Consider the following 23854-nt stretch of genomic DNA (forward strand, 5'->3'; position numbering starts at 1 on the left):
GTCAGTTCAGGTCTCGGAAGTACGTCCACGCTCTGAAGAACGCTGGCCTGCGCGGCTCGATGGGCAGGGTCGGCGCGTGCGGCGACAACGCCGCGATGGAGTCCTTCTTCGCGCTGTTGCAGAAGAACGTCCTGAACCGGAAACGCTGGGAGACCCGCGAGGAGCTCCGCCTCGCGATCGTGGTCTGGATCGAGAAGACCTACCACCGACGACGACGCCAAGCAGCCCTCGGGCGACTGACCCCGATCGAGTTTGAGACCATCTACTCAGCAGCAGACGCTGCCTGAGAACCACCCACCCCGAGTGTCAACCAGAGCCTGGGCAGTCCCTTCCGCCAATGCTCCTGCCGCCGGGAGTTCTCGAGAGCCGCTGTGACGGGCTCCCACGGTAGGCGCTGTCGGCTCGAACAGCGCGTGGAGCGATTCTCCTGCGGAATCCCTGCGGAATCTGGCCCATTCTGAGCCAACGGAAACGGCCCCTGATTCTGCGTTTCCGCAGGTCAGGGGCCGTTTCGCGTTCTACGAGAGCTCAGATGTCGTAGTAGAGCTCGAACTCGTGCGGGTGCGGGCGCATCTGCACGGGCAGGATCTCCTGGGTCCGCTTGTAGTCGATCCAGGTCTCGATCAGGTCCGGCGTGAAGACGTTGCCGGCCGTCAGGAACTCGTGGTCGGCCTCGAGGGAGTCGAGGACGGCGTTCAGCGAGGTCGGGACCTGGGCGATGTCGGCCATCTCGTCGGGCGGGAGCTCGTAGATGTCCTTGTCGATCGGGGCGGGCGGCTCGATCTTGTTCTTGATGCCGTCGAGGCCGGCCAGCAACAACGCCGAGAAGGCGAGGTAGGGATTGGCCGACGGGTCGGGGCAGCGGAACTCGACGCGCTTGGCCTTGGGGTTGGACCCCGTGATCGGGATCCGGACGCAGGCCGAGCGGTTGCGCTGGGAGTAGACGAGCGAGACCGGAGCCTCGAAGCCCGGCACCAGGCGGTGGTAGGAGTTGACCGTCGGGTTGGTGAAGGCCAACAGCGACGGGGCGTGCTTGAGCATGCCGCCGATGTAGTAGCGGGCCATGTCCGAGAGGCCGCCGTAGCCGGTCTCGTCGTAGAACAGGGGAGTGCCCTGGTTCCAGATCGACTGGTGGACGTGCATGCCGGAGCCGTTGTCACCGAAGATCGGCTTGGGCATGAAGGTCGCGGTCTTGCCGTTGCGCCAGGCGGTGTTCTTGATGATGTACTTGAACTTCATCACGTCGTCGGCGGCCTTGAGCAGCTCGTCGAAGCGGTAGTTGATCTCCGCCTGGCCGGCCGTGCCGACCTCGTGGTGGGCGCGCTCGACGATGAGGCCGGACTTCTCGAGCTCGATGACCATCTCGTCGCGCAGCTCACCGAAGTGGTCGGTCGGCGCGACGGGGAAGTAACCACCCTTGTACTTGACCTTGTAGCCGCGGTTGTCGTTCTCGAAGCTGTCGCCGGTGTTCCAGGCGCCGGCCGAGGAGTTGATCTCGTAGTAGCCGGCGTTGGCCTTGGTCTCGAAGCGCACGTTGTCGAAGACGTAGAACTCTGCCTCGGGGGCGAAGTAGGCGGTGTCGCCGATGCCCGTGGTGCCGAGGTAGGCCATGGCCTTCTTGGCGATGTTGCGCGGGTCGCGGGAGTAGGGCTCACCGGTCAGCGGGTCGTGGATGAAGAAGTTGACCACGAGCGTCTTGGCCACGCGGAACGGGTCGATGAAGGCCGTCGTCGGGTCCGGGAACAACGACATGTCGGACTCGTGGATGGCCTGGAAGCCGCGGATGGAGGAGCCGTCGAAGCTCAGTCCGTCCTCGAAGACGGACTGGTCGAAGGACGACACCGGGACTGTGAAGTGCTGCATGACGCCGGGCAGGTCGCAGAACCGTACGTCGACCATCGCGACGCCCTCGTCCTTGATGTACTTGAGCAGCTCGTCGCTGTTCTGGAACATTCGTCCTCCTTGGCTGCGACCCGTGGTGGCAACCGTCAAAGCAAGCGAGTGGACACCCGACGCGCCGTTGCGTCGAGGTTATGCCCGCAACGTACGAACGGGCCGTGACGCGACGGTATCGGGAATGTTTCTGCGATGTAACAGGTGGCCCAGCGGCGAGACTGTCACGGGGCCGCCACTAGCCTGGGGGAGTGGTGACCGCCGGCTTCGAGACTGCCTCGTGGGCCCGTCGTGTCCTCGCACTGTTCGTCGACTGGGTCGCCTCGACCCTCGTGGTGATCACCTTCGTCGGGCTGGCGGACTACGCCGAGCCGGGCAGCACCGCGCAGCTCTACGTCCTGCCCGTCTACGTGCTCGAGTCGGCGATCCTCACCTGGCTGCTGGGAGGGTCCTTCGGCAAGCTCGTGACGCGACTACGGGTCGTCCCGGCCGACGGTCGCCTGCGACCGCTGAACCCGCTCAAGACCCTGCTCCGGCAGGTCCTGATCGCATTGGTGATCCCTGCTCTGGTCTACCGACCCGACGGTCGCGGCCTGCACGACGTCCTGGCCGGCACGGCGACGGTGACGCTGGAGGAGTTCAACCGGCTGCTGCGCCCGGTCTGAGCGGCTCCCACCAACTGGTCTGGGCCGGGTGCCAGGCGTCCTGCGGATCGCTAGCCTGAGGGGACCCACCCCCGAAAGGTGCTCCCATGTCGCTCATCCTGCTCCGTCGTACGGCCTCGGCTGCCACGCTGACCCTCGCCCTGGCCGGCCTCGCTGCCTGCGGTGGCGACGACTCCTCCGCGTCGGACCCCAGCTCCGACTCGTCCAGCTCGAGCGCTCCCGACGAGGTCGGGGAGGCGGACGGCGGTGAGGACGTCGGTGCCGAGGAGACCGAGGCGGCGGTCCCCACCGCGGGCGAGGAGATCGACGCCTCCGACATGGCCGACGTGTTCAAGCAGGCCTTCGAGGAGGCCTCGACCGCCACGATCGCCATGTCGATCGGCGGCGCCGCACAGTACGACGCCACGGGCGTCGTCGACTTCACCACCACGCCGGTGTCGATGGCGATGGCCATCGAGCTGGCGCAGGCGCCCCAGCCGATCGAGATGATCATCGTCGACGGGTTCATCTACCAGAACCTCTTCGGCGACAAGTTCACCAAGATGGCCCTGGACGACCCGAGCAACCCAGCCGGCAACCTCAGCGAGCAGCTCGACATCGGCGCGCAGTTCGACACCTTCGAGAAGGCGATCACCGCGGCGACGTACGTCGGGGAGGAGGACGGGCTCGAGCGCTACAGCCTGGTGCTCGACTCCGCGATCCTGCTCCAGGAGCAGGGCGCCGACGTCGGCTCGCTGCCGGCCGGGTCGATCCCCGACGAGTTCACCTACGACCTCTGGTTCGACCAGGACGGCCTCTTCCGCAAGATGGAGAGCAACCTCGGCGGGCTCGGCGGAGACCTCACGGCAACCTATGACAACTGGGGCGAGCCGGTCGAGATCACCGCGCCGGACGCCTCACAGATCGTGGAGTGACTTCGTCACTCCGTCGGGAGTTCTCGCTGCGCTCGAACATCCAGGACCGCAGGTCTTCAGGGGTCAGCGGCCGCGCATGTTGCCGCGCATCCCCTTCATGCTGTTGGGCACAGGGCCCTTCGGCAGGGGGATCGCGGAGCGGTTGGCGTCGAGGGCCTTGAGCCGGTTGAGGACGTCGGTCATCTCGGCGGGCTTGACCTGACGGCCGAGCTTGGTGACGTGGCGGACCAGCTTGGCGAGCGGGACCTGACCCTCCTCGGAGCCGACGACGATCTCGTGGATGGGCGTCTCGGAGGCGACGCGCTCGTGCTTGCGTCGCTCGCTGAGGAGCAGCTGGCGCACGCGGTGGGCGTTGCCCTCGCCGATGAGGACGATGCCCGGAGGGCCGACCACGCGGTGCACGACGTCCTGCTGCTTGGTGAAGGCGATGACGGGGTCGGACTTCCAACCGCGCTTGAGCAGCGTGAGGGCGCTGGCGGCCGCGCCGGGCTGGCCGGCCATGCGGTCGTAGGCCGTGCGCTGGGCGCGGCGCGAGAAGACGATCATCATCGCGAGGAGGCCGAGCATCAGCCCTCCGACGACGGCGATGACCAGGCCGATGGTGCCGCTGCCGGGCAGGACGTAGAAGATCCCGAAGCCGAGGGCGCCGAAGAGCAGGAACGCCCCGAGCATCCACAGGCCGATGCGCTTGTCGGTCTGCTTGGTCATCCGGTAGGTCGCCACGATCTGCTGGCGACGACCCATCTCGGAGGGGTCGGTGGGCTGAGCCTTGTCCTTCTTGGCCATGGAGCAGTGCTGCCTTGTCGACTCGGGCTGACGAGGTCGTTCGTCAGACGGTGGCGGGGGTGACGGCGCCCTCGCGGGCGTCCATCGCCTGACGGTACAGGCGTCCGGCCCGGTAGGACGAACGGACCAGCGGGCCGGACAGGACACCGGAGAACCCGATCTCGTCGGCCTCGTCCTTGAGCTCCACGAACTCCTCCGGCTTGACCCACCGCTCGACGGGGTGGTGCCGCGCGGAGGGGCGGAGGTATTGGGTGATGGTGATGAGCTCGCAGCCGGCCGCGTGCAGGTCGCGCAGGGCCTGTGAGACCTCCTCGCGGGTCTCACCCATGCCGAGGATGAGGTTGGACTTGGTGACGAGCCCGAAGTCGCGGGCCTGGGTGATCACGTCGAGCGAGCGGTCGTAGCGGAACGCCGGACGGATGCGCTTGAAGATGCGGGGGACCGTCTCGACGTTGTGGGCCAGCACCTCGGGCCGCGACTCGAAGACCTCACGGAGCAGGTCGGGCTTGCCGTTGAAGTCGGGGATGAGGTTCTCCACGCCGGTGTCGGGGTTGACCTCGTGGATCACCCGCACGGTCTCGGCGTAGAGCCAGGCGCCGCCGTCCGCGAGGTCGTCGCGAGCGACGCCGGTGATGGTCGCGTAGCGCAGCTGCATCTTCTGCACAGACTCCGCGACGCGACGCGGCTCGTCGCGGTCCAGCGGTTGGGGCTTGCCGGTGTCGATCTGGCAGAAGTCGCAGCGACGCGTGCACTGGTCGCCGCCGATGAGGAACGTCGCCTCGCGGTCCTCCCAGCACTCGAAGATGTTGGGGCAGCCGGCTGCCTGGCAGACGGTGTGGAGCCCTTCGGACTTCACCAGGCTCTGGAGCGCCTTGTATTCGGGCCCCATCTTGGCCCGCGTCTTGATCCACTCGGGCTTCTTCTCGATGGGGGTCTCGGCGTTGCGGACCTCGAGGCGGAGCAGCTTGCGGCCTTCAGGGACAGGAGCGTTGGTCACTCCCGCAACTGTACGCCGCTCCCACAGGGAGGCGAACTCGCCGTGGGGTCGCGATCAGGGCACGTCGCGACGACGGAACGAGAGCACCGAAGCGGCTCCGGCCAGCAGCAGGAACGAGCCGACGTAGATGCTGCCGTTGGCCGCTGGGAGGACCTTCTCCTCGTCGCACGCGATGCCCGGGGGAGGTCGGTCGGTGAAGCACTCGTCGGGGACCTGGACGTAGTAGTCGGCGCCGTCGAGGACCACCGCGGCGATGTTGGTCTGTGGCTGGAACTGCGCGTCGATGCCGAGCACGGCGATCAGCGCCCCTCCCGCGACGGCCACGGCGAAAAGCACCCCGAGCGTCGCCACGGTGCTGCGGAACAGCATGGTGAGGGCGTAGCCACCCAGGGCCGCACCGGCGGCGACGAGGGCGCCGCGCAGGCCGTCCTGGAGGCAGTCCACCAGGATGCCGGTCGAGGACGGGAGGTCGCGTGAGCGCGCCGCCGCCCACAGGGCCAGCCAGTAGCTGGAGAAGACGACGAGCGAGAGGACCAGCGACACCGCGAAGACGACCAGCGCCTTGGCCGTCCAGACCCGGGTGCGCCGGGTCTCGAAGAGCAGCTGGTTGCTCATCGACCCGCTGTTCCAGTCGTGCCCGACCAGGGTGGTGCCGGCGAGCAGGAGCAGCACCGAGACCAGGGCGACGACGGCCAGGCCGGTCTCGTCGCGTTCCTGGACCAGGTCGAGGGTCTCGTAGTAGAGGAACCACTCGCGCTGGGGGAGGACGAAGGACTCGCACTGGGCCTGGAGGTCTGGGTCGTCGGCCGCGAGGCCGAAGCGCTGCGGCTTGGCCAGGCAGCGCTCGAGCTGCTTCTGGACGTAGGGCCGGGCGGTCTCCTCGGCAACCTGCTGGTCGACCCTGGCGAGGTCCTCGGCGGAGGGAGGGGTGGTGCTCCACGCGCGGGCGACGCCGAACACCACGGGCAGCGCGACGACGGCCAGGAGCAGGAGCAGGACGGCCCGCCGCCAGCGCAGGCGGGTGAGCTCGACGTGCAGGAGGCGCCTCATGCGGCACCACCCGACGTGGGGTGGGCGACGTGCTCGTGGCCGAGGGTGTCGGCCTCGGTGAGCTCGAGGAAGACCGACTCCAGGTCGCGGCGTACGGGGGTCAGGGCGGTCAGCCAGATGCCGGCCTCGCCGAGCACCCGCGTGACCTCGGCCGGGCTGTCGGCCTCGACCAGGAGATCCGGCTCGTCGGAGGCCGCCGGCGACACGGCGAAGCCGGCGCCCTCGAGGACGGACCGGGCAGCCGCGGGATCGGGCGCCTCGACGCGTACGACGGCGGGGCCGCCCTGCAGCAGCTCGTCGACGCGGCCGCTGGCCAGGAGCCGACCGTTGCCGATGATCGTCGCGGAGGTGCAGACCTGCTGCACCTCGGCCAGGATGTGGGAGCTCAGCAGGACGGTGACCCCGCGCTCGCCGAGGTCACGGATGGTGTCGCGGATCTCGCGGATGCCGGCGGGGTCGAGGCCGTTGGTGGGCTCGTCCAGGATCAGCAGCTCGGGGTCCTTGAGCAGGGTGGCCGCGATGGCCAGGCGCTGCTTCATGCCCAGCGAGTAGGACTTGAAGCGGTCACGGTCGCGCCCGGTGAGGCCGACCGTCTCGATCGCGGCGTCGACGCGGCCGGTCGGCGCGCCGATGGTGCGAGCCAGCAGCACGAGGTTCTGCCGACCGCTGAAGTTGGGGGAGAACTTGGGGGACTCCACGACGGCGCCGACCCGGTCGATGACCGCCGGCAGCGACTGCGGGACCGGGTGACCGAAGAGCTCCATCGATCCCTTGCTGGCGCGGGCGAGGCCGAGCAGCATCCGGATGGTCGTCGTCTTGCCGGACCCGTTGGGTCCGAGGAAGCCGTGCACGCCGCCCCGGGGGACCGCGAGGTCCAGGCCCTGCACGGCGACGCGCAGGCCGCCCCGCCTGCTGCGGAACTCCTTGTGGAGCCCTGTCGTCTCGATCACCAGGTCATTCACTTGTGTGTTGTCTCCGTCCGTCCCGAGGAAGACGATCCAAACAGGCGAAAGGGTGGTGCTGTGGAGCCGCGCCGTGGGTCCACGTCAGGTGGTCGGGGTCGCCTCGTCCGCGAGCGCCGCCTTGAGATGGCGCCAGATGACGTAGGGCGAGCGCAGCCACCGCAGGTCGTAGACGCCGTCGACGATCTCCAGCACGGGTCCGGGCGCGTGCACGGCCCGGGCCTGCACCCGCTCGTGGGCATCGGTCCAGGCCACGACCTGCTCGTCGACCAGCCGATCGACGGCCGCGCGGCGCTCGTCGCGAGGAGAGCGGGCGAGCGTCTCCGCGAGATCCTGCTCGAGCCGGGCCCAGACGAAGCCGGGGCTGTCGTGGGGCCAGGTGGCCGGCGGTTGCGATGCGTAGGCCCTGCGGCAGGTCCACCGGTGCTGCTGCCACCGGGACCGCAGCTCCACCTCGTCCTGCACCCGGTGCAGCCGTAGGCGCATCTGGGCGGTGGCGGTGCGCATGCGCAGCGGTGGGTCGTCGCGGACCTGCCGTGGCACCCGGACGTCGCGACTGATGTCGCCGAGGCTCTTCGCCAGCCCGACGGTCAGCTCGTCGACCGCTTGCCGAGCCCAGTGCTGGGTGGTGGTGAGCATGGTCGCGACCAGGGGCTGCCAGACCCCACGCCCCGCCAGCTCGAGGCTGGTCACGAGCTCGTCGCTGCCGTCGGGTGCGGCCTCCACGCTCGCGCTGAGTCGCACGCTGAGCCAGGGTAGGTCGACCGCGAGCCGGATCAGCCGCCCCGGCTCCGGCAGCGCCGTGAGGTCCCACGTCAGCTCGGGCAGGGTGCTGGCGGAGCGGAGGGCGACGAAGCGCTCGAGGCAGTCGACGCTCGCGCCGGCGTAGGCCGCCCGGGCTGGAGGTGGGCGCCGCGCAGGAGCCGCATCGGCGCGCTGGCGGCGTCGAGGCGGTAGTGGCCGTCGTCGTCCTGGCTGCGCAGCTCCAGGTCGGCGAGCGAGTCGGCCCAGGCGACGTCGAGCTGGGTCGGCGTCGGCCACGAGACCGGCGCCCGCGAGGTGAGGATCAACGCCCCGGGGTCACCAGGGTGATGCGAGGGGTTCGCCCCGGCTCCGGCCGGGCGTCGTAGTCGGGCGTCGGGACGTAGGCGCCCCAGGCGAGGTAGCGCGCGAGGTGGCGCTCCACGACCGGGATGACGTCGGGGACGGTGACGCGACGGCCGAGCTCCTGGCTGAGCGTGGTGACGCCGGCGTCGGCGATGCCGCACGGGACGAAGCGGTCGTACCAGCCGAGGTCGACGTCGCAGTTGAGGGAGAAGCCGTGCATCGTCACCCCGCGGCTGACCCGGATGCCCAGAGCGGCCACCTTGCGCTCGGGACCCTGGTCGTCGGCGCGCAGCCAGACGCCGCTGCGTCCTGGCACGCGGGCGGTCGTGACCCCGAGCTCGCCGCAAGCCTGGATGAGGGCCTCCTCCACCCGTCGTACGTAGTCGACGACCTTGACGTGGTCGGGGAGCCGGACGATGGGGTAGCCGACGAGCTGGCCGGGGCCGTGGAAGGTGATCTTGCCACCGCGGTCGACGTCGATGACGGCTGCACCGCCGGGGTCGGCGGGCCGCTCGTGGGGCTCGGTGCGCTTGCCGGCCGTGTAGACGGGCGGGTGCTCGAGCAGCAGCACGGTCGGGGGGCGGGTTGCGTCGACCACACCGGCGTGGACCTCGCGCTGCAGGTCCCAGGCCGCGAGGTAGTCGATCGCGTCGGCACCGAGGCCGACCTGCTCGAAGCGAAGCTCACTCACGGGGCGAGGCTACCCCTGCGCCGAGGAAGGCGAGCTGGGCCGGCAGCACGCGGCGCCAGTAGCCCGCGGTGTGTCCGCCAGGCTCGAAGGTCGCGGTGACGTCGGCGTCGGCGGGGAAACCCTCGGCGTAGTCCTCGACGGCGCGGTAGAACGGGTCGCCCGTGCCGCAGTCGAGCCGGAGGGTGATGCCGTCGAGGTCGTCCTGGCGGCCGAAGGGCGTGAACGCGGCCCACTCGGCCTCGTCGTCGAACGCGCGCGGGGTCGCGTTCGTCGCACTCGGTCCAGATGGCGGCGCTCGTCGCCACCGCAGCGGGCACCCGGTCGCTGCCCAGGATGCCGGCCAGGTGGAGGGCGCCGAAGCCGCCCATCGACCAGCCGATCAGGCCGACCTGCTCCGTCGGGACGTCGCGCTCCTGGAGGAGCGGCAGCAGCCCGTCGACGATCATCGCGCCGGCGTCCTCACCATCGGGACGCTCGTGCCAGTAGGTCGTGCCGCCGTCGGCCATCGCGACCTGGAACGGCGGTGCCCCGGCCGCGACGGCCGCGGCGAGGTGCTGGGGGAGGCCGAAGCCGGGACCCAGGAGGGTCTCGACGTCGTGCCCGTAGGCGTGCAGCGCGACGACCAGGGGGAGTGGGCCCGTGATCCCGGGCGGTCTCGCCAGGGCCCACCGGGTCGGAGCACCCAGTCGCGCCGCGGAGACGAAGCTGCCGCGCGCGACCGGGCCGGGCTCGACGTCCGGCACGCCACCCGTGCCCCCGTTGAGGCGCAGCTGCCCCTGGAGCCAGGGTCGCCCCGGCAGGACGCCCTGCTGGATGCCGACGCCCCCGGCCGCGCCGACGGCGAGGGTCGACGAAGTGCCCAGGAGCAGGGCACGGCGGCTGAGCACCCACCCAGGATGTCAGCAGGGTGTCAGGGGGGACCGGTGCCTGTGGATGACGGGTCGCGGCGGGCGGCGGGAGCCGGTAGGAGTGAGGGGTGACCCGAATCCTGGCCTCCGTCCTGGTGCTGCTCGGCCTGCTCGCCCTCCCGGCCTGTACGCCGGACCCGACGGCCGCGAGCCCGGCCGACGGGTCGATGGTGGTCCCGGTGGGCGAGCGAGCCGGCCGGTCGCCGGTGGCGGTCCTCCAGCAGTGGGACCGTCAGCGCGCCCGAGCCTGGGCGGCGGGCGACGCCGAGGGACTTCGCGCCCTCTACGTGCGCGGGTCCCTGGCCGGCGAGCGCGACGTCGCGATGCTGGGGCGGTGGCTCGACCGGGGGTTGAGCGTCGACACGCTCGAGGTGCAGGTGCTCCGCGGCCGCGTCGTCGCTCGGGCGCCCCGGCGACTCACCGTGGCGGTCAGCGAGCGACTGGCACACGCGACGGCGAGTGCCGGCTCGCGCCGCTGGTCGCTGCCCGCAGGTGCGGTCGCGGAGCGTCGCGTCACGTTGTGGCGGACCGGCGGCACCTGGCGGGTGGCGCGGGTGTCAGTCGAGGGCGGCCAGGCCTGAGGCCACGACGGCCTGCACGTCGGGGTCGGCGAAGACGTAGCCCGCGGCCTCGAGAGCGGCCGGTCGCACGTTCAGGGAGCCGAGCAGCTCCGGGCCCATCTCGCCCGCTGCCACCTTGAGGATCGCCCGGGGCACCGTGACGAAACCCGGCCGGGACAACGCCGTGGCGAGGGTCTTGGTGAACTCGGCGTTGGTCGGCGTCCTCACGCAACAGAGGTTGAAGGCGCCGGACGCGGTCGGGTGCTCCGCGAGGTGGGAGACGGAGCCGACCCAGTCGCGCAGCGAGATCATCGCCATGTGCTGCTTGCCGTCGCCGAGCTTGCCGCCGAGGCCGGCCTTGAAGAGCAGCCGCAGCTGCAGCAACGGCGCTGCCCGGCGGTCCATCACGGGAGCGGTGCGCAGGATGCAGACCCGGGCGCCGGCGTCGACGGCGGCATCGGCGGCAGCCTGCCACTCGCGGGTGACGTCGGTCAGCAGCGCGTCGCCGCGGGTGTCGGAGGCCTCGGTCAGGACCTGGTCGCCGTGGTTCCCGTAGTAGGAGATGCCGTTGCCGGCGAGGAACGCCGGCGGGCGCTCGGCCGCGGCGATCGCCCCGGCCAGCACGCGGGTGGTCGTCACGCGGCTCTCACGCAGCTCGCGGGCCCACTTCTTCGAGTGCGGGTTGCCCGCGGTCGGCGACCCGGCGAGGTTGACGACGACGTCGGCGGAGGCGACCAGGTCACGGTCGACCTGGCCTGAGTAGGGGTCCCAGGTGGACTCGTCCGGACCGCTGCCGGCTCGTCGTACGAGCGTGGTGACGGTGTGCCCCCGGCGGACCAGATCGGCGCGGAGGTGGGTGCCGAGGAAGCCGGAGCCCCCGGCGAGGACGACGTGCAGTGGAGCGTGGGGAGGAGCCATGCGGCAAGCCTCCCATCAGGGCCAAGCCGCGGGCACGGGGCCCGCACGAGACGACGCAGCCCCCGCACGAGGAGCTCGTGCGAGGGCGGCGGCGGTGTTGGGGTGGTGCTGCGGTGGTGCTCAGATCTCGAACTGACCCGCCTCGAGGCGCTTCTTGACGTCCTGCAGGAAGCGGCCGGCGTCGGCACCGTCGACCAGGCGGTGGTCGTAGGTGAGCGCGAGATAGACCATGTGGCGCACCGCGATCGTCTCGCCGAGGTCGGGGTCGTCGATCACGACAGGGCGCTTGACGACCGCGCCCGGCCCCAGGATGGCGACCTGCGGCTTGTTGATGATCGGCGTGTCCCAGAGCGCCCCGACGCTGCCGAGGTTGGTGATCGTGAACGTGCCGCCGCCGAGCTCGTCCGGCCCGATCTTGTTGGTGCGGGTGCGCTCGGCGACATCGGCGATCTTCTTGGCCAACCCCGCGATGGAGAGGTCGCCGGCGTCCTTGACGACCGGGGTGATGAGGCCCTTCTCGGTGTCGACGGCGAAGGCGAGGTTCTCGACGTCGTAGTAGGTGATCGTGCCTGCCTCGGTGTCGATCGTCGCGTTGAGCTTGGGGTGCGTCTTGAGCGCGTCGATCGAGGCCTTGGCGAAGAACGGCAGGTAGGTCAGCTTCACACCTTCGCGGGCCAGGAAGTCGGCCTTGGACGCCTCGCGCAGGCGGGCGATGCGAGTGACATCGACTTCGATGACCTGCGTGAGCTGGGCTCCCGAGTGCAGCGAGTCGAGCATCCGCTCACCGATGATCTTGCGCAGTCGGCTGATCTTCTCGGTAGTGCCGCGCAACGGCGACGCTGCGGCCGACGGCGCGGGCGCTGCGGCGGCCGGAGGAGCAGTGGCGGCTGCGGGAGCTGCGGCCGGGACCTCCTTGGCCTTGGCGGCATGGAGCACGTCCTGCTTGCGGATGCGCCCACCGACCCCGGTGCCGGTGATCGTCGAGAGGTCGACGTCGTGCTGGTTCGCGAGCTTGCGGACCAGCGGGGTGACGTAGCCGGCGCTGTCGTTGGACGGAGCGACCTGCTGGGTGTCCTGCTGAGTGTCCTGCTGGGCAGGCTCGGGTGCCTTGGCGGGCTCGGGCTCGCTCTTCGCAGCCGGCGCTGGCGCCTTCTGCTCGGGCTCGGGCTCGGGCTCGGGCTCCGGCTCCGGCTCGGGGGCCTTCTCCTCCTCCACCGGCGCGGCGTCGGCGGCGGCGGGTGCGGGGTTGCCTGAGCCGATGACGGCGAGCTCGGCGCCGACCTCGACGGTCTCGTCCTCCTCGACCTTGATCTCGAGCAGGGTGCCGGCGACGGGGGAGGGGATCTCGGTGTCGACCTTGTCGGTGGAGACCTCGAGCAGGGGCTCGTCGACGGCGACGTCGTCACCGACGGCCTTGAGCCAGCGGGTGACGGTGCCTTCGGTGACGGACTCGCCGAGGGCGGGCAGCGTCACGGACGTGCTGGAGCCAGCGCCGGTCCCGCCGGAGCCGCTGTCGGGACCACCGGACGCAGCGGGCTGCTCCTTGTCGGCCTCGGGCGTCTCGTCGCCGTCGGGGAGGTCGCCGGTCTCCTCGACGATCTCCTCCTCCTGCTCGGCCTTCTTATCTGCCTGGTCGTCGTCCTTCGGCTCGGCCTCGGGCTCGGCGGTCTCGTCGGCGGCGCCGGCGGACTCGCCCTCGTCACCGATCACCGCGAGGATCGCGCCCACCTCGACGGTGTCGTCCTCCTGGGCCTTGATCTCGAGCAGGGTGCCGGCGACGGGGGAGGGGATCTCGGTGTCGACCTTGTCGGTGGAGACCTCCAGCAACGGCTCGTCGACGGCGACCGTGTCGCCGACCTGCTTGAGCCAGCGTGTGACGGTCCCTTCGGTGACGGACTCGCCGAGAGCTGGGAGGTTGACGTCGGTGGCCATGGACTTCCTTTACGAGCTTGTGGTGATGGGGTTCAGGAGTGGGCGTGCAACGGCTTCCCGGCGAGCGCGAGGTGCGCTTCGCCGAGGGCCTCGTTCTGGGTGGGGTGGGCATGCACCAGAGGAGCGACGTCCTCGGCGTGTGCCTCCCAGTTGTAGATGAGCTGGGCCTCGCCGATGAGCTCACCCACGCGGTCGCCGACCAGGTGGACACCGACCACGGGCCCGTCCTTCTGACGCACGAGCTTGACGAAGCCGGCGGTCTTGAGGATCTGGCTCTTGCCGTTGCCGCCGAGGTCGTAGGTCACGGTCTCGATGCCGTCGGCGCCGTAGGTCTCGACGGCGTCGACCTCGTTGAGACCGACCGAGGCGATCTCGGGGTGGCTGTAGGTGACGCGGGGGATCCCGAGCTCGTCGATGGGCTGCGGGTCGAGGCCGGCGATCTCCTCTGCGACGAAGATGCCCTGCTGGAAGCCGCGGTGGGCCAGCTGGAGGCCGGGGACGATGTCGCCGACGGCGTAGACGCCCTCGACGTTGGTGCGGCAGCGCTCATCGGCGAGCACGAAGCCGCGCTCCATCGCCACGCCGATCTCCTCGTAGCCGAGCCCGGCGGTGCTCGGACCGCGACCGACCGCGACGAGCAGCAGCTCTGCCTCGATCACGCTCTGCTCACCACCGGCCACTCCGACGGTGACCGCGACACCGCTGTCGGTCGACTTCACGCTCTGGAACGATGTGCCGGTCCTGAAGGCGATCTTGCGCTTGCGGAACGCGCGCTCGAGCGCCCTGGACGACGCCTCGTCCTCGACGGCGACCAGGCGCGGCAGGGCCTCGATGATCGTGACCTCGGCGCCGAAGCTGCGCCAGACGCTGGCGAACTCGCAACCGATGACGCCGCCGCCCAGCACGATGACCGATGCGGGCACCCGCTCGAGGCGCAGTGCGTGCTCGGAGGTCAGGACCCGCTCGCCATCGACCTCGAGGCCGGGCAGGGACTTCGAGTAGGAGCCGGAGGCCAGGACGAGGTGGCGCCCGGTGTGGGCCTTGCCGTCGACCGTGACCTCACGGGGACCGGTGACCCGGCCCTCGCCCTCGATGACGGTGATGCCGCGGGACTTGATCAGGCCGGTCAGCCCCTTGAAGAGACGCGCGACCACGCCGTCCTTGTAGGCGTTGACACCGGGCATGTCGATGCCGTCGAAGGATGCCCTGACCCCGAACTGCTCCGACTCGCGGGCGCTGTCGGCGACCTCCGCGGCGTGGAGCAGGGCCTTGGTGGGGATGCAGCCGACGTGGAGGCAGGTGCCGCCGAGCGGACCCTTCTCGACCAGGCCGACGGACAGCCCGAGCTGGGCCGCGCGCAAGGCACAGGCATAGCCTCCCGAACCCGCCCCGAGAATGAGAACGTCGAAGTCCGCCTCTGACACGCTGGTCCCTCCATAGTCATCGATGCGCGACCATCCTTGCACTTCTGGCGCGCGTGACAACACCGGCCTCAGCGCGGCCGCCGTGATCCGCGACGAGCCGTTGTGGGGGGTCGTTCGCGCGAGATGACCGGCGAAGGGGCAAACTGGTCACATGGGTTTCATGGACCGCTTCCGCCGCGGGTCAGGCATGCGCATGAGCAAGCCTGCGAAGGACGGACTCCGCACGGGCTCCACACGCGTCCGCGCCTCCGACAAGGTCGACGAGACGCACCTGCACGAGTTCGTCACCGCACGTCGCGGTGTCGAGGGCTTCGTCGAGCCCCGCACCGCGGTCAGCGACGTCACCTTGCTCCTCGTCGCGCATGACGGAGAGTGGACCCGCCGGCGGGTGCCGTCGATCAACTGGGCGCACGACTTCGCCAACAAGCACCAGGTGCCGTCCTACGACGCAGCCGTGGTCGGCATCCCGCAGCGCATGCGTGACTACAACAGTCGGCAGAAGCAGCAGCGCAAGGAGCGCGGCTACTAGCCAGCCATGAGGGTCTCGACGCGTCGTCGCTGACGCTCCACGGGCTCGACCAGGAACACTGCGGTCGATCGCACGCACCAGGTACGTGCGATCGACCGCACTGATGCGTGATCACTGGCTGGCCGCTCGTCGGTCGAGCCCGGCGAGCGCCAGCGAGTCGGCGTCGAGACCTCGGTGAGGTGCTCGCCTGCGTGGGGTGCGCCGCACGCCGCACGCCGCACGCCGTACGTCGCACGGCTGGGGTTGCTGGTCGTCTCGCCGCTCTCCGCTCGCGGCGCGCCGCGCGCCGCGCGCCGCTCGACCGACGAACGGCCGGCCCGGCCCGCGCCTACTTCTCGGCCGAGAGTGCGCGGGCGTAGTCGACGAGGGTGGTGACGGCCCAGCCGGTGCCGCCGCTGGTGACGTGGCCGCGGGGGCCGCCGGAGTTGAAGGCGGTGCCGGCGATGTCGAGGTGCGCCCACGGCAGGCCGTGGGTGAACTCGCGCAGGAACGCGCCGGCGAAGAGGGCGCCGCCCCAGCGGACCCAGTCGTGCTGGGCGAGGTCGGCGATCTTGCTGCCCTTGACCCGCTCGACCATGCCCTCGGGGATCGGCATCGGCCAGTGGTCCTCGCCGGCGACCTCGGAAGCGGCCAGGACGCCCTGGACGATCTCGTCGGTGCCCATGACGCCCGCGACGCGGTCGCCGAGCGCCAGCACCATGTGGCCCGTCAGCGTGGCGACGTCGAGCAGGACGTCGGGCTGCTGCTCGGCGGCGCGACCGAGGGCGTCGGCCAGGACGAGGCGTCCCTCGGCGTCGGTGTTGAGGATCTCGACGGTGGTGCCGCCGTACTGGGTGATGACGTCACCCGGGCGGATCGCGGAGCCGGAGACCATGTTCTCCGCCATTGCGGCGAAGGTGCTGACCTTGATCGGCAGGCCGAGCGCGGCGATGGCGAAGGTCGCCTGGATCACGGCAGCGGCGCCGGACATGTCGCTCTTCATCTCGCCCATGCCCTGGGCCGGCTTGATGGTCAGGCCGCCGGAGTCGAAGGTGATGCCCTTGCCGACGAGCGCCAGGTGGCAGCGCGCGTCCTTGGGGGCGTAGGTGATCTCGACCAGGCGTGGGGGAGCGGCGGAGGCCGCGCCGACGCCGAGGATGCCGCCGCACCCGAGCTCGGCCAGGCGCTTCTCGTCGAGCACCGTGACGGTGACCTTGGGGCCACCGCGGCCCTTGGTCCACTCCTTGCCCGACGCGACAGCGGCTTCGGCGAAGGCGGGCGGCGTGAGGTCGCCAGGAGGGGTGTTGACCCAGTCGCGGGTCTGCGCGACGGCGCGGGCGACGACCTGGGCCTCCTCGAAGGCGGTGGTCATCTCCTTGCGACGCGGGTTGGGGCAGAGGAGCACGACGTCGCCGGGAGCCTCCGAGCCGTTCGCGTCCTTCTTGTACGCCGTGAACGTGTAGGCGCCGAGCATCGCGCCCTCGGTCAAGGCGCGCACCAGCTCGGGGGAGTCGGCCGGCAGCGCGATCGCGACCGAGGCGGCGTTCGTGACGGCGCGGACGGCGCCGCCGGCGGCACGGCGTACGGACGTGGGTGTGGCCTCGTCACCGAGGCCGACCAGCACCAGCAGCGGCGAGGTGATCGTCCCGCTCGTGGGGACCTTGACCACCTCGCCGGCCTTGCCCTTGACGCCCAACGTCGCGAGCAGCGGGGCGAGCTTGCGGCCGTAGGCCTTGGCCACGTCCTCGCCACCGGGCGCGACCTGCGGTCCCTTCGCCGTGGAGAGGATCCCGACCACCACCGCGTCGGCTCGGGTCTTGGCGGGGCTGGCGCTGCGCAGTGTGTACGTCGTGGTCACCGCGGCAGACTAACCCGCACCCCGCGAGGGCTCGCAGGGGCTGCGGTAGGTTCGCCGCCATGGCCGAGCTGTTGCGATCGCCCCTCCATGACCGACATGTCGCCCTGGGCGCCAAGTTCGCCGAGTTCGGCGGGTGGTCGATGCCCCTGGAGTATTCCTCCGGCGTCGTCAAGGAACACACCGCCGTGCGCACCTCCGTCGGCATCTTCGACGTGAGCCACCTCGGCAAGGCGATGGTCTCCGGGCCCGGCGCCGCGGACTACGTCAACCGCACGCTGACCAACGACCTCGCCAAGATCGGTCCGGGCCAGGCGCAGTACACGCTCTGCTGCGACGACGCCACGGGCGGGGTGGTGGATGACCTGATCGTCTACTACCGCGACGACGAGCACGTGCTGCTCGTGCCCAACGCCGCCAACACCGCGGAGGTCGTACGACGGCTCGCGGCGTCGGCACCCGAGGGCGTGGCGGTCGCGGACCACCACCGCGACTACGTCGTGCTGGCCGTCCAGGGCACGCACTGCGACGAGGTGCTGCGGGCGGTCGGCCTGCCGGTCGGCCACGACTACATGAGCTTCGCCGAGGCGGAGCACGACGGCAGCGGGGTCGTGGTCTGTCGCACCGGCTACACCGGTGAGCGTGGCTACGAGCTGATCGCCGCGAACGCGGTCGCCGAGTCGCTGTGGGACGCACTCGTCGCCGCCGGCGCGGCCTACGACATGCTCGCCTGCGGCCTCGGCGCGCGCGACACGCTGCGGACCGAGATGGGCTACCCGCTCCACGGCCAGGAGATCTCGCTGGACGTGACGCCCAACGAGGCCCGCCTCGGCTGGGCCGTCGGGTGGAAGAAGGAGGCCTTCTGGGGGCGCGACGTGCTGCTCGCCGAGAAGGCGGCCGGGCCGAAGCGGACCCTGCGCGGGCTCGTCTCCACGGGTCGCGCCATCCCGCGCCCGCACATGATGGTCAGCCTGACCCCGGACGTGCTGCTCGGCGAGATCACCTCCGGGACGTTCTCCCCGACGCTCAAGAAGGGCATCGGCCTCGCGCTGCTGCCCTCCGACATCCACCCGGAGGCGGAGGTGGGGGTCGACGTCCGTGGACGTCGCGAGATCTTCCAGCTCACCAAGCCGCCCTTCGTCGACACCTCGGTGAGGGAGTCATGAACCTGCCCGACCAGCCACCCACCTTCCGTCCGCCGTCCACCGTGGAGCTGCCGTGGTCCTGGCGCCTCGAGGACAAGACGGGGGCGGAGGTCACCGTCACCGAGGACTACGCCGGCCAGCGCTTCGCCAGCCAGGCCGACGCCGAGTCGTGGGTCGGTGAGTTCTATGCCGAGCTCGCCGAGCAGGGCGTCGACGGTGTGACGCTGCTCGACGTCGACCGCGTTGTCTACGGACCGATGTCGCTCCACGCATGATCCACGCATGATCCCCGCGTGATCCCTGCGGCGGTCGAGGAGGTCTGCGCGACCTTCCTGCGCGTCGCGCCACCGGGCCTGGTCACGGGGCTCTACCTGCGTGGCGGCACCGGCTTCGGCGAGTGGGTGCCGGGGCAGAGCGACGTCGACTTCGTCGCGACGCTGGCCCACCGGCCCGACGCGGGTGAGGTGCACCGGTTGCGGGTGGCGCACGAGCAGGTCGCGGCTGCCCACCCCGACGTCGCCTTCGACGGACCGCACGTCCTGGCCGCCGACCTCGCCAGCGACGCGCGCGGGTGCCCGGACGTCCCGACCGTGCTGGGTCGGCTGTTCGAGCCCGAAGGAGTCGTCCACGACGGTGTCGTGGCGTGGCACGAGCTCGCCTGGCACGGCGTCCGCATCGCGGGCCCGTCTCTCGGCGAGCTCGGCGTCTGGACCTCCGCGCAGGCCCTGCGGGACTTCACCCGCGCCAACCTCGACACCTACTGGCGCGACAACGCCGAGGCCCTGGCGGCGATGCCGGCGGAGGGTGCGAGCGAGGGCGCCTGCTGCTGGTGCGTCCTCGGCGTCACGAGGTTGCACCACCTCCTCGTCACCGGCGAGATGACCACCAAGTCGGGCGCGGGCCGCTGGGGGCTCACCGTCTATCCCGAGCGGTTCCACCGGGTCCTGCGCGAGGCGCTGGGTATCCGGGGGGCCGGGGTGGACGCCAGCCACGCCATCCACGCCATCCACGGTGAGCGCGGCTCCGAATACTCCGACGACAGGGCAGCCCGTGGGAGGGACACCGCCGAGCTCACGGCCTGGGTCGTGGCGCAGGGGACCGAGGAGCAGTAGTCATGCGCGACGAGAGCGACTTCGAAGCCTACGCCGTCGCGCGCTGGACCGCGCTGGTGCGCACCGCCGTCCTGCTCGGCTCCCGCCCGGACGTCGCCCTCCGGCAGGCCCGCTCGACCCTGGGGCTGGTGCGCGCCAGGTGGCGCGGGCGCGACGAGGTCGGCGACCTCGACGTCCACCTCTACCGCACGCTGCTCGACGTGAGGCGGGACGACCCGGTGGCCTGGTGGTCCACCGCCGCCCCGCTCGACGCCGCGCCGCTCGACCCGCAGTGGCCGGCGCTCTCGGCCTCGCTCGACGTCCTGACGCCGGGCGACCGGGCTTCGCTGGTGCTGCGCTCGGTCGCTGCGCTCGCCACCGAGCAGGTCGAGCTGGTGCTGGGTCGCGAGCTCGGTCCGGCGCCGTCCGACGACACCCTTCGCCGAGTCGCTGAGTCCCTCCACGTCACCCCGGTCGTGCTCGCCGACGTGGCCGCCGAGCAGCGGGCCGACCGCCGCGCCCGCGGGCGCCGTACGACGGTCACGGCGGGCGCCGTCGTCGCCGTGCTCGCCGTCGTGGTCGGGGGTGCGACCTGGTGGGGCACCCGACCCGAGCCGCGTGCGCCGCTGACCGACGTGCCGGTCGAGCGCTCCGCCAACCGGGCTCCGGTCGCGTGGTACACCGACGGCACCCTCCACCTGACCGACGTCGAGCTGCGGGTCGAGGCGCTGCGGACCTTCTTCGAGGTCGACAGCGGCGCGGTCTACGCCGACGCCAACGGTGCGATCGTCCACGTCGACACCGACGGGGTCCGCACCCGCATCGGGACGCAGCGTCGCGACGGCACCTACCAGGTCTCGGCCGAGGAGGGGCTCGTCGCCTGGGTCGACGAGAGCGACGACCGTGAGCTCCGCGTGTGGGACCTCGCCGCCGGCGAGGTCGTCGGCACGGTGCCCCTGTCCGACGACGAGGACATCGACGTGGTGGCACTCGATGCCGGCGTCGCCTACTACGTCGAGCGTGGCCGCAGCCAGGCCTACGACGTCGCTGCCGACGACGTCGCGGAGGTGGCTTCCCCACGCGTGCTCGACGTCGAGGGCGGTGCCGTCGCGCGCCAGGAGTCGGACGGCGCCATCAGCATCGCGAGTCCCCGTGATCTGCAGGACCGCATCGTCACCGTGGTCGGTCTCGGTGCGGAGCTCTCGCCCGACGGCGCCTGGGTGCTGACCCGGAGTGTGGAGGAGGACACGGGGCAGGTGACCAGGCGCCTCTACGACGCGCAGCAGAACGCCGAGGTCGACACCGGGCTGGACGCGGGGGCCGTGGTCTTCGACGCCAGCGTCCTGGAGGGCGGGGCGGTGACCTACCTGGTCGAGCTCGCGCAGGAGGACCCCGACGACGGGCCACGACTCTCCAACTCCGGCAGCCTCCAGCTCACGTCCTGCGAGACGCCGCGACCCGGGCTCGAGCCGACCTGCGAGGTCGTGCTGACCTTCCCGCGCAGCACGACGTGGGCGCTGGCCCAGTAGGTCGGCCAGGTCGTCGGTAGCGTGACGGGATGCGTGCATTCCGCCAGGTCGACGTCTTCTCGCCCCTGCCTCTGATGGGCAACCCGGTCGCGGTCGTCCATGACGCCGACGGCCTGGCCGAGGAGCAGATGGCGGCCTTCGCGCGGTGGACCAACCTGTCGGAGACCACGTTCCTGCTGTCGCCGACCACGCCGGGCGCCGACTACCGGCTGCGCATCTGGACCCCGGGCGGGGAGCTGCCCTTCGCCGGCCACCCGACCCTCGGCAGCGCCCACGCCTGGCTCGAGGCCGGGGGAGTGCCTGGCGCCGCGGACACGCTCGTGCAGGAGTGTGGTGCGGGCCTGGTCCGGGTCCGGCGCGGTGAGCGGCTGGCGTTCGTCGCCCCGCCACTGCTGCGCTCCGGACCCGTGGCCGCCGACGACCTGACCCGCATCGCCGAGGCGCTGGCGATCGACGAGAGCGACATCGTCGACGCCGCGTGGATCGACAACGGCCCCGGCTGGGTCGGGCTGCTGCTGCGCGACGCCGACGCCGTGCTCGCCGTACGACCTGACCTGGCGCGGTTCGGCGACCTCGACGTCGGCGTGGTCGGGCTCTATCCCGGTGGTGGAGCCGACCCTGGATCCGAGGGGGCCGCGGTCGAGGTCCGCGCGTTCTGCCCTGGCCTCGGCGTCGTCGAGGACCCGGTCACCGGCAGCCTCAACGCCGGGATCGCCCAGTGGCTGGCGGGCTCGCGCCTGCCCACGTCGTACGTCGCGTCCCAGGGCACGGCGATGGGCCGGCGGGGCCGCGTGCACGTCAGCGTCGAGGGCGAGGGGCCGGACCGGGAGGTCTGGGTGGGCGGCGACACCCGCACGAGCATCACCGGGACGGTCGCCATCTGAGCGGTCCCCGGACGGTAGGTTGGCCCCATGCAGCAGTACCTCGATCTCCTGACGCGGATCCTCGACGAGGGGGTCGACAAGGGTGATCGCACGGGCACCGGCACCCGCAGCGTCTTCGGCCACCAGATGCGCTTCGACCTCACCGCGGGCTTCCCGCTCGTGACGACCAAGAAGGTGCACACGCGCTCGATCTTCGCCGAGCTGCTGTGGTTCCTGCGGGGCGACACCAACGTGAAGTGGCTGCAGGACCGTGGCGTCACGATCTGGGACGAGTGGGCCGACGCCGACGGCGACCTGGGGCCGGTCTACGGCTACCAGTGGCGTTCGTGGCCGACGCCCGACGGACGCCACGTCGACCAGATCGCGCAGGTCGTCGAGCAGATCCGCCGCGACCCCGACTCGCGCCGCCACATCGTCTCGGCGTGGAACGTCGCCGACATCCCGCAGATGGCGCTGGCGCCCTGCCACACGATGTTCCAGTTCTACGTCGCGCCGTCGGAGGCGGGGGGCCGGCTCAGCTGCCAGCTCTACCAGCGCTCCGCCGACGTCTTCCTCGGCGTGCCGTTCAACATCGCGTCCTACGCGCTGCTGACCCACATGGTCGCCCAGGTCACGGGGCTCGAGGTCGGCGACTTCGTCCACACCCTCGGCGACGCCCACCTCTACTCCAACCACGTCGACCAGGCCCGGCTCCAGCTCACGCGGGAGCCGCGCCCGCTGCCACGGCTGGTGCTCGACCCCTCGGTGAGCGCGCTGGACGCCTTCGACCTCGAGCACGTCATCCTCGAGGGCTACGACCCGCACCCGGGCATCAAGGCCCCGATCGCCGTATGACGCACGCATGACGCCCGGCGGCAAACGCGTCGTGATGGTCGCGGCCGTCGCCGACAACGGCGTGATCGGCGCGGCGGGCGACATCCCGTGGCGCATCCCCGAGGACTTCGCGCACTTCAAGGCCACGACGCTGGGCCACACGATGGTCATGGGGCGCGCGACGTACGACTCGATCGGTCGGCCGCTGCCCGGCCGCACCACGATCGTCCTGACCCGTGACCCGTCGTGGGCTGCCGAGGGCGTCCTGGTCGCCCCGTCGTTCACCGCCGCCCTCGCGCTGGCCGACGACCTGCCCGGCGAGGTGATGGTCGTCGGGGGCTCGCTGGTCTACGACGAGGCCCTGCACCTGGCAGACGAGCAGGTGCTCACCGAGGTCCACCTCACGCCCGAGGGCGACACGTTCTACCCCGAGGTCGACCGCACCGCGTGGGTCGAGCAGCGACGCGAGGTGCTCGACGGCTACGACCGGGTGTGGCTGGTCCGCCGACTCGGCGTCCCCGGGTGCGACATCGCGCCGACTCGGCGCCTGCCCGGCGAGGGTCCCGCCTGAGGCTGGACCTCAGAAGCCGAGCGCGGCGCGGCGCAGCGCCGCAACCTTCTCGGTCGGACCCTCGAAGGTCACGTCGTGCAGCTGCCTGCGCCCGAAGAGGAACAGCGTCACCTCGGTCGGGCTTCCGATGATCGTGACGGGCTCGGCGCCGCCGCGCAACGTGACCTCCTTGCCCGTGTCGGCGCGCCGGATTCGCACGGGCACGCCGGCCGGCCTCACCAGGGCGCGGCCGCCGATGCGGATCGCGGTCCAGATCGCATCGTCGTCGGCCGGGGTGTTCTCGCGGGGCTGCCAGTCGGTTTGCGCGCGACGCAGGTCCTCGTGGTGGACGAGGTATTCGAGGGTGTTGCCCAGCACCTCCACCGGCCACAGCGCGTACGGCGTGAGCCCGGGCTCACGCAGTTGCTCGACGAGCACCGCGAAGTCACGCCGGCCGAGTCGTGCCATCGCCCGGTCGGTCAGCCGGGCGAATGTCTCCACGGCGATCCCGAGAGCCCCGAGCGGGCTGTGCTCGCGCACGAGCAGATGGGCGACGAGCTCCTTGGCGGTCCACTCGCCGCACAGCGTGGGCGCGTCCTCCCCGAGCACGAGGGCCAGGTCGCACAGGTCGTGGCGTTCGCGGCGGGCGAGGGTGGGGGAGCGCATCTCCTG

The 23854-nt window shown here is 71.2% G+C and carries 26 protein-coding genes; 12 read left to right on the forward strand and 14 right to left on the reverse strand.

Annotated elements, in window-relative coordinates:
- Positions 1-287 (forward strand): integrase core domain-containing protein (locus BM204_RS07470; protein WP_143099687.1); only part of this gene is annotated, 287 nt, incomplete at its 5' end.
- 241 nt (positions 288-528) lie between these two features.
- On the opposite strand, the gene glnA is transcribed toward BM204_RS07470, so the two are convergent.
- Complete coding sequence (gene glnA / locus BM204_RS07475) at positions 529-1953, reverse strand: type I glutamate--ammonia ligase (protein ID WP_091111727.1); 1425 nt, start codon at positions 1951-1953, stop codon at positions 529-531.
- A gap of 191 nt (positions 1954-2144) precedes the next feature.
- Here glnA and BM204_RS07480 point away from each other — a divergent pair, with 191 nt between their 5' ends.
- Together BM204_RS07480 and BM204_RS07485 are read left to right on the forward strand one after the other, a co-directional pair.
- Entirely contained in the window at positions 2145-2558 is a 414-nt protein-coding gene (locus tag BM204_RS07480; protein WP_091111729.1) for an RDD family protein, read from the forward strand.
- An 86-nt stretch (positions 2559-2644) separates the two neighbouring features.
- On the forward strand, positions 2645-3472 hold the full coding sequence (locus BM204_RS07485; protein ID WP_091111730.1) for a hypothetical protein: 828 nt from the start codon (positions 2645-2647) through the stop codon (positions 3470-3472).
- 63 nt (positions 3473-3535) lie between these two features.
- On the opposite strand, the gene BM204_RS07490 is transcribed toward BM204_RS07485, so the two are convergent.
- From BM204_RS07490 to BM204_RS07525, 8 genes are all read right to left on the reverse strand, one after another.
- Positions 3536-4258 (reverse strand): DUF4191 domain-containing protein, encoded by a 723-nt coding sequence (locus BM204_RS07490; protein ID WP_091111732.1) that lies wholly within the window; start codon positions 4256-4258, stop codon positions 3536-3538.
- A 43-nt stretch (positions 4259-4301) separates the two neighbouring features.
- Entirely contained in the window at positions 4302-5255 is a 954-nt protein-coding gene (gene lipA, locus BM204_RS07495; protein ID WP_091111734.1) for a lipoyl synthase, read from the reverse strand.
- Between the two features lie 54 nt (positions 5256-5309).
- Entirely contained in the window at positions 5310-6305 is a 996-nt protein-coding gene (locus BM204_RS07500) for a hypothetical protein (protein ID WP_091111735.1), read from the reverse strand.
- Complete coding sequence (locus BM204_RS07505; RefSeq protein WP_246165945.1) at positions 6302-7255, reverse strand: ABC transporter ATP-binding protein; 954 nt, start codon at positions 7253-7255, stop codon at positions 6302-6304. The genes BM204_RS07500 and BM204_RS07505 overlap by 4 nt, the downstream gene beginning before the upstream one ends.
- 96 nt (positions 7256-7351) lie before the next feature.
- Positions 7352-8011, reverse strand: a complete 660-nt coding sequence (locus BM204_RS07510) for a hypothetical protein (RefSeq protein WP_143099688.1) — start codon at positions 8009-8011, stop codon at positions 7352-7354.
- 71 nt (positions 8012-8082) lie between these two features.
- Positions 8083-8337: a hypothetical protein gene (locus BM204_RS07515; RefSeq protein ID WP_091111741.1), complete on the reverse strand. Its 255-nt coding sequence runs from the start codon at positions 8335-8337 to the stop codon at positions 8083-8085.
- Positions 8334-9065 carry a lipoyl(octanoyl) transferase LipB gene (gene lipB, locus BM204_RS07520; protein ID WP_091111742.1) on the reverse strand — a complete coding sequence of 244 codons (732 nt, stop codon included), beginning with the start codon at positions 9063-9065 and terminating at the stop codon, positions 8334-8336. The genes BM204_RS07515 and lipB overlap by 4 nt, the downstream gene beginning before the upstream one ends.
- Positions 9062-9952 carry an alpha/beta hydrolase gene (locus BM204_RS07525; protein ID WP_091111744.1) on the reverse strand — a complete coding sequence of 297 codons (891 nt, stop codon included), beginning with the start codon at positions 9950-9952 and terminating at the stop codon, positions 9062-9064. Before BM204_RS07525 ends, lipB begins: the two co-directional genes overlap by 4 nt.
- A gap of 89 nt (positions 9953-10041) precedes the next feature.
- Between BM204_RS07525 and BM204_RS07530 the strand changes: the two genes are divergently transcribed.
- Positions 10042-10554, forward strand: a complete 513-nt coding sequence (locus tag BM204_RS07530; RefSeq protein WP_091111745.1) for a hypothetical protein — start codon at positions 10042-10044, stop codon at positions 10552-10554.
- Here BM204_RS07530 and BM204_RS07535 read toward each other — a convergent pair.
- The 3 genes from BM204_RS07535 to lpdA all read right to left on the reverse strand — a co-directional run bounded on the left by BM204_RS07535 (position 10531) and on the right by lpdA (position 14870).
- Entirely contained in the window at positions 10531-11451 is a 921-nt protein-coding gene (locus tag BM204_RS07535) for a TIGR01777 family oxidoreductase (protein ID WP_091111747.1), read from the reverse strand. The two genes, BM204_RS07530 and BM204_RS07535, sit on opposite strands and share 24 nt — an antisense overlap.
- 120 nt (positions 11452-11571) lie before the next feature.
- Positions 11572-13383: a 2-oxoglutarate dehydrogenase, E2 component, dihydrolipoamide succinyltransferase gene (gene sucB / locus BM204_RS07540; RefSeq protein ID WP_091111749.1), complete on the reverse strand. Its 1812-nt coding sequence runs from the start codon at positions 13381-13383 to the stop codon at positions 11572-11574.
- Between the two features lie 32 nt (positions 13384-13415).
- Entirely contained in the window at positions 13416-14870 is a 1455-nt protein-coding gene (gene lpdA, locus BM204_RS07545) for a dihydrolipoyl dehydrogenase (RefSeq protein WP_439895890.1), read from the reverse strand.
- Between the two features lie 130 nt (positions 14871-15000).
- On the opposite strand from lpdA, the gene BM204_RS07550 reads away from it, so the two are divergent.
- Positions 15001-15336 (forward strand): hypothetical protein, encoded by a 336-nt coding sequence (locus tag BM204_RS07550; RefSeq protein ID WP_091112058.1) that lies wholly within the window; start codon positions 15001-15003, stop codon positions 15334-15336.
- Positions 15337-15664: 328 nt separating this feature from the next.
- Here the strand turns inward: BM204_RS07550 and BM204_RS07555 are convergent, their stop codons facing one another.
- The gene (locus BM204_RS07555; RefSeq protein ID WP_246165950.1) at positions 15665-17173 is read right to left on the reverse strand and encodes a leucyl aminopeptidase; all 1509 of its coding nucleotides are present in this window, start codon (positions 17171-17173) and stop codon (positions 15665-15667) included.
- A 59-nt stretch (positions 17174-17232) separates the two neighbouring features.
- Between BM204_RS07555 and gcvT the strand changes: the two genes are divergently transcribed.
- From gcvT to BM204_RS07590, 7 genes are read left to right on the forward strand one after another with little or no spacing between them, the layout of a single operon-like run.
- Complete coding sequence (gcvT, locus tag BM204_RS07560; protein ID WP_091111752.1) at positions 17233-18336, forward strand: glycine cleavage system aminomethyltransferase GcvT; 1104 nt, start codon at positions 17233-17235, stop codon at positions 18334-18336.
- Complete coding sequence (locus BM204_RS07565) at positions 18333-18590, forward strand: hypothetical protein (RefSeq protein WP_174812980.1); 258 nt, start codon at positions 18333-18335, stop codon at positions 18588-18590. The genes gcvT and BM204_RS07565 overlap by 4 nt, the downstream gene beginning before the upstream one ends.
- A gap of 18 nt (positions 18591-18608) precedes the next feature.
- Positions 18609-19427, forward strand: coding sequence for an aminoglycoside adenylyltransferase domain-containing protein (locus BM204_RS07570; protein ID WP_091111753.1), 819 nt, complete (start codon positions 18609-18611; stop codon positions 19425-19427).
- Positions 19428-19429: 2 nt separating this feature from the next.
- Entirely contained in the window at positions 19430-20935 is a 1506-nt protein-coding gene (locus BM204_RS07575) for a SigE family RNA polymerase sigma factor (RefSeq protein ID WP_091111755.1), read from the forward strand.
- Between the two features lie 29 nt (positions 20936-20964).
- Complete coding sequence (locus tag BM204_RS07580; RefSeq protein ID WP_091111756.1) at positions 20965-21819, forward strand: PhzF family phenazine biosynthesis protein; 855 nt, start codon at positions 20965-20967, stop codon at positions 21817-21819.
- 27 nt (positions 21820-21846) lie between these two features.
- Positions 21847-22653, forward strand: coding sequence for a thymidylate synthase (locus BM204_RS07585; protein WP_091111758.1), 807 nt, complete (start codon positions 21847-21849; stop codon positions 22651-22653).
- A gap of 7 nt (positions 22654-22660) precedes the next feature.
- Positions 22661-23203 (forward strand): dihydrofolate reductase, encoded by a 543-nt coding sequence (locus BM204_RS07590; RefSeq protein ID WP_091111759.1) that lies wholly within the window; start codon positions 22661-22663, stop codon positions 23201-23203.
- Between the two features lie 9 nt (positions 23204-23212).
- Here BM204_RS07590 and BM204_RS07595 read toward each other — a convergent pair whose 3' ends face one another.
- Positions 23213-23848, reverse strand: coding sequence for a TIGR03085 family metal-binding protein (locus tag BM204_RS07595; protein ID WP_091111761.1), 636 nt, complete (start codon positions 23846-23848; stop codon positions 23213-23215).
- Positions 23849-23854 lie beyond the last annotated feature (6 nt).

This window comes from Nocardioides psychrotolerans, from assembly GCF_900113685.1.
GTDB classification, from domain to species: Bacteria; Actinomycetota; Actinomycetes; order Propionibacteriales; family Nocardioidaceae; genus Nocardioides; species Nocardioides psychrotolerans.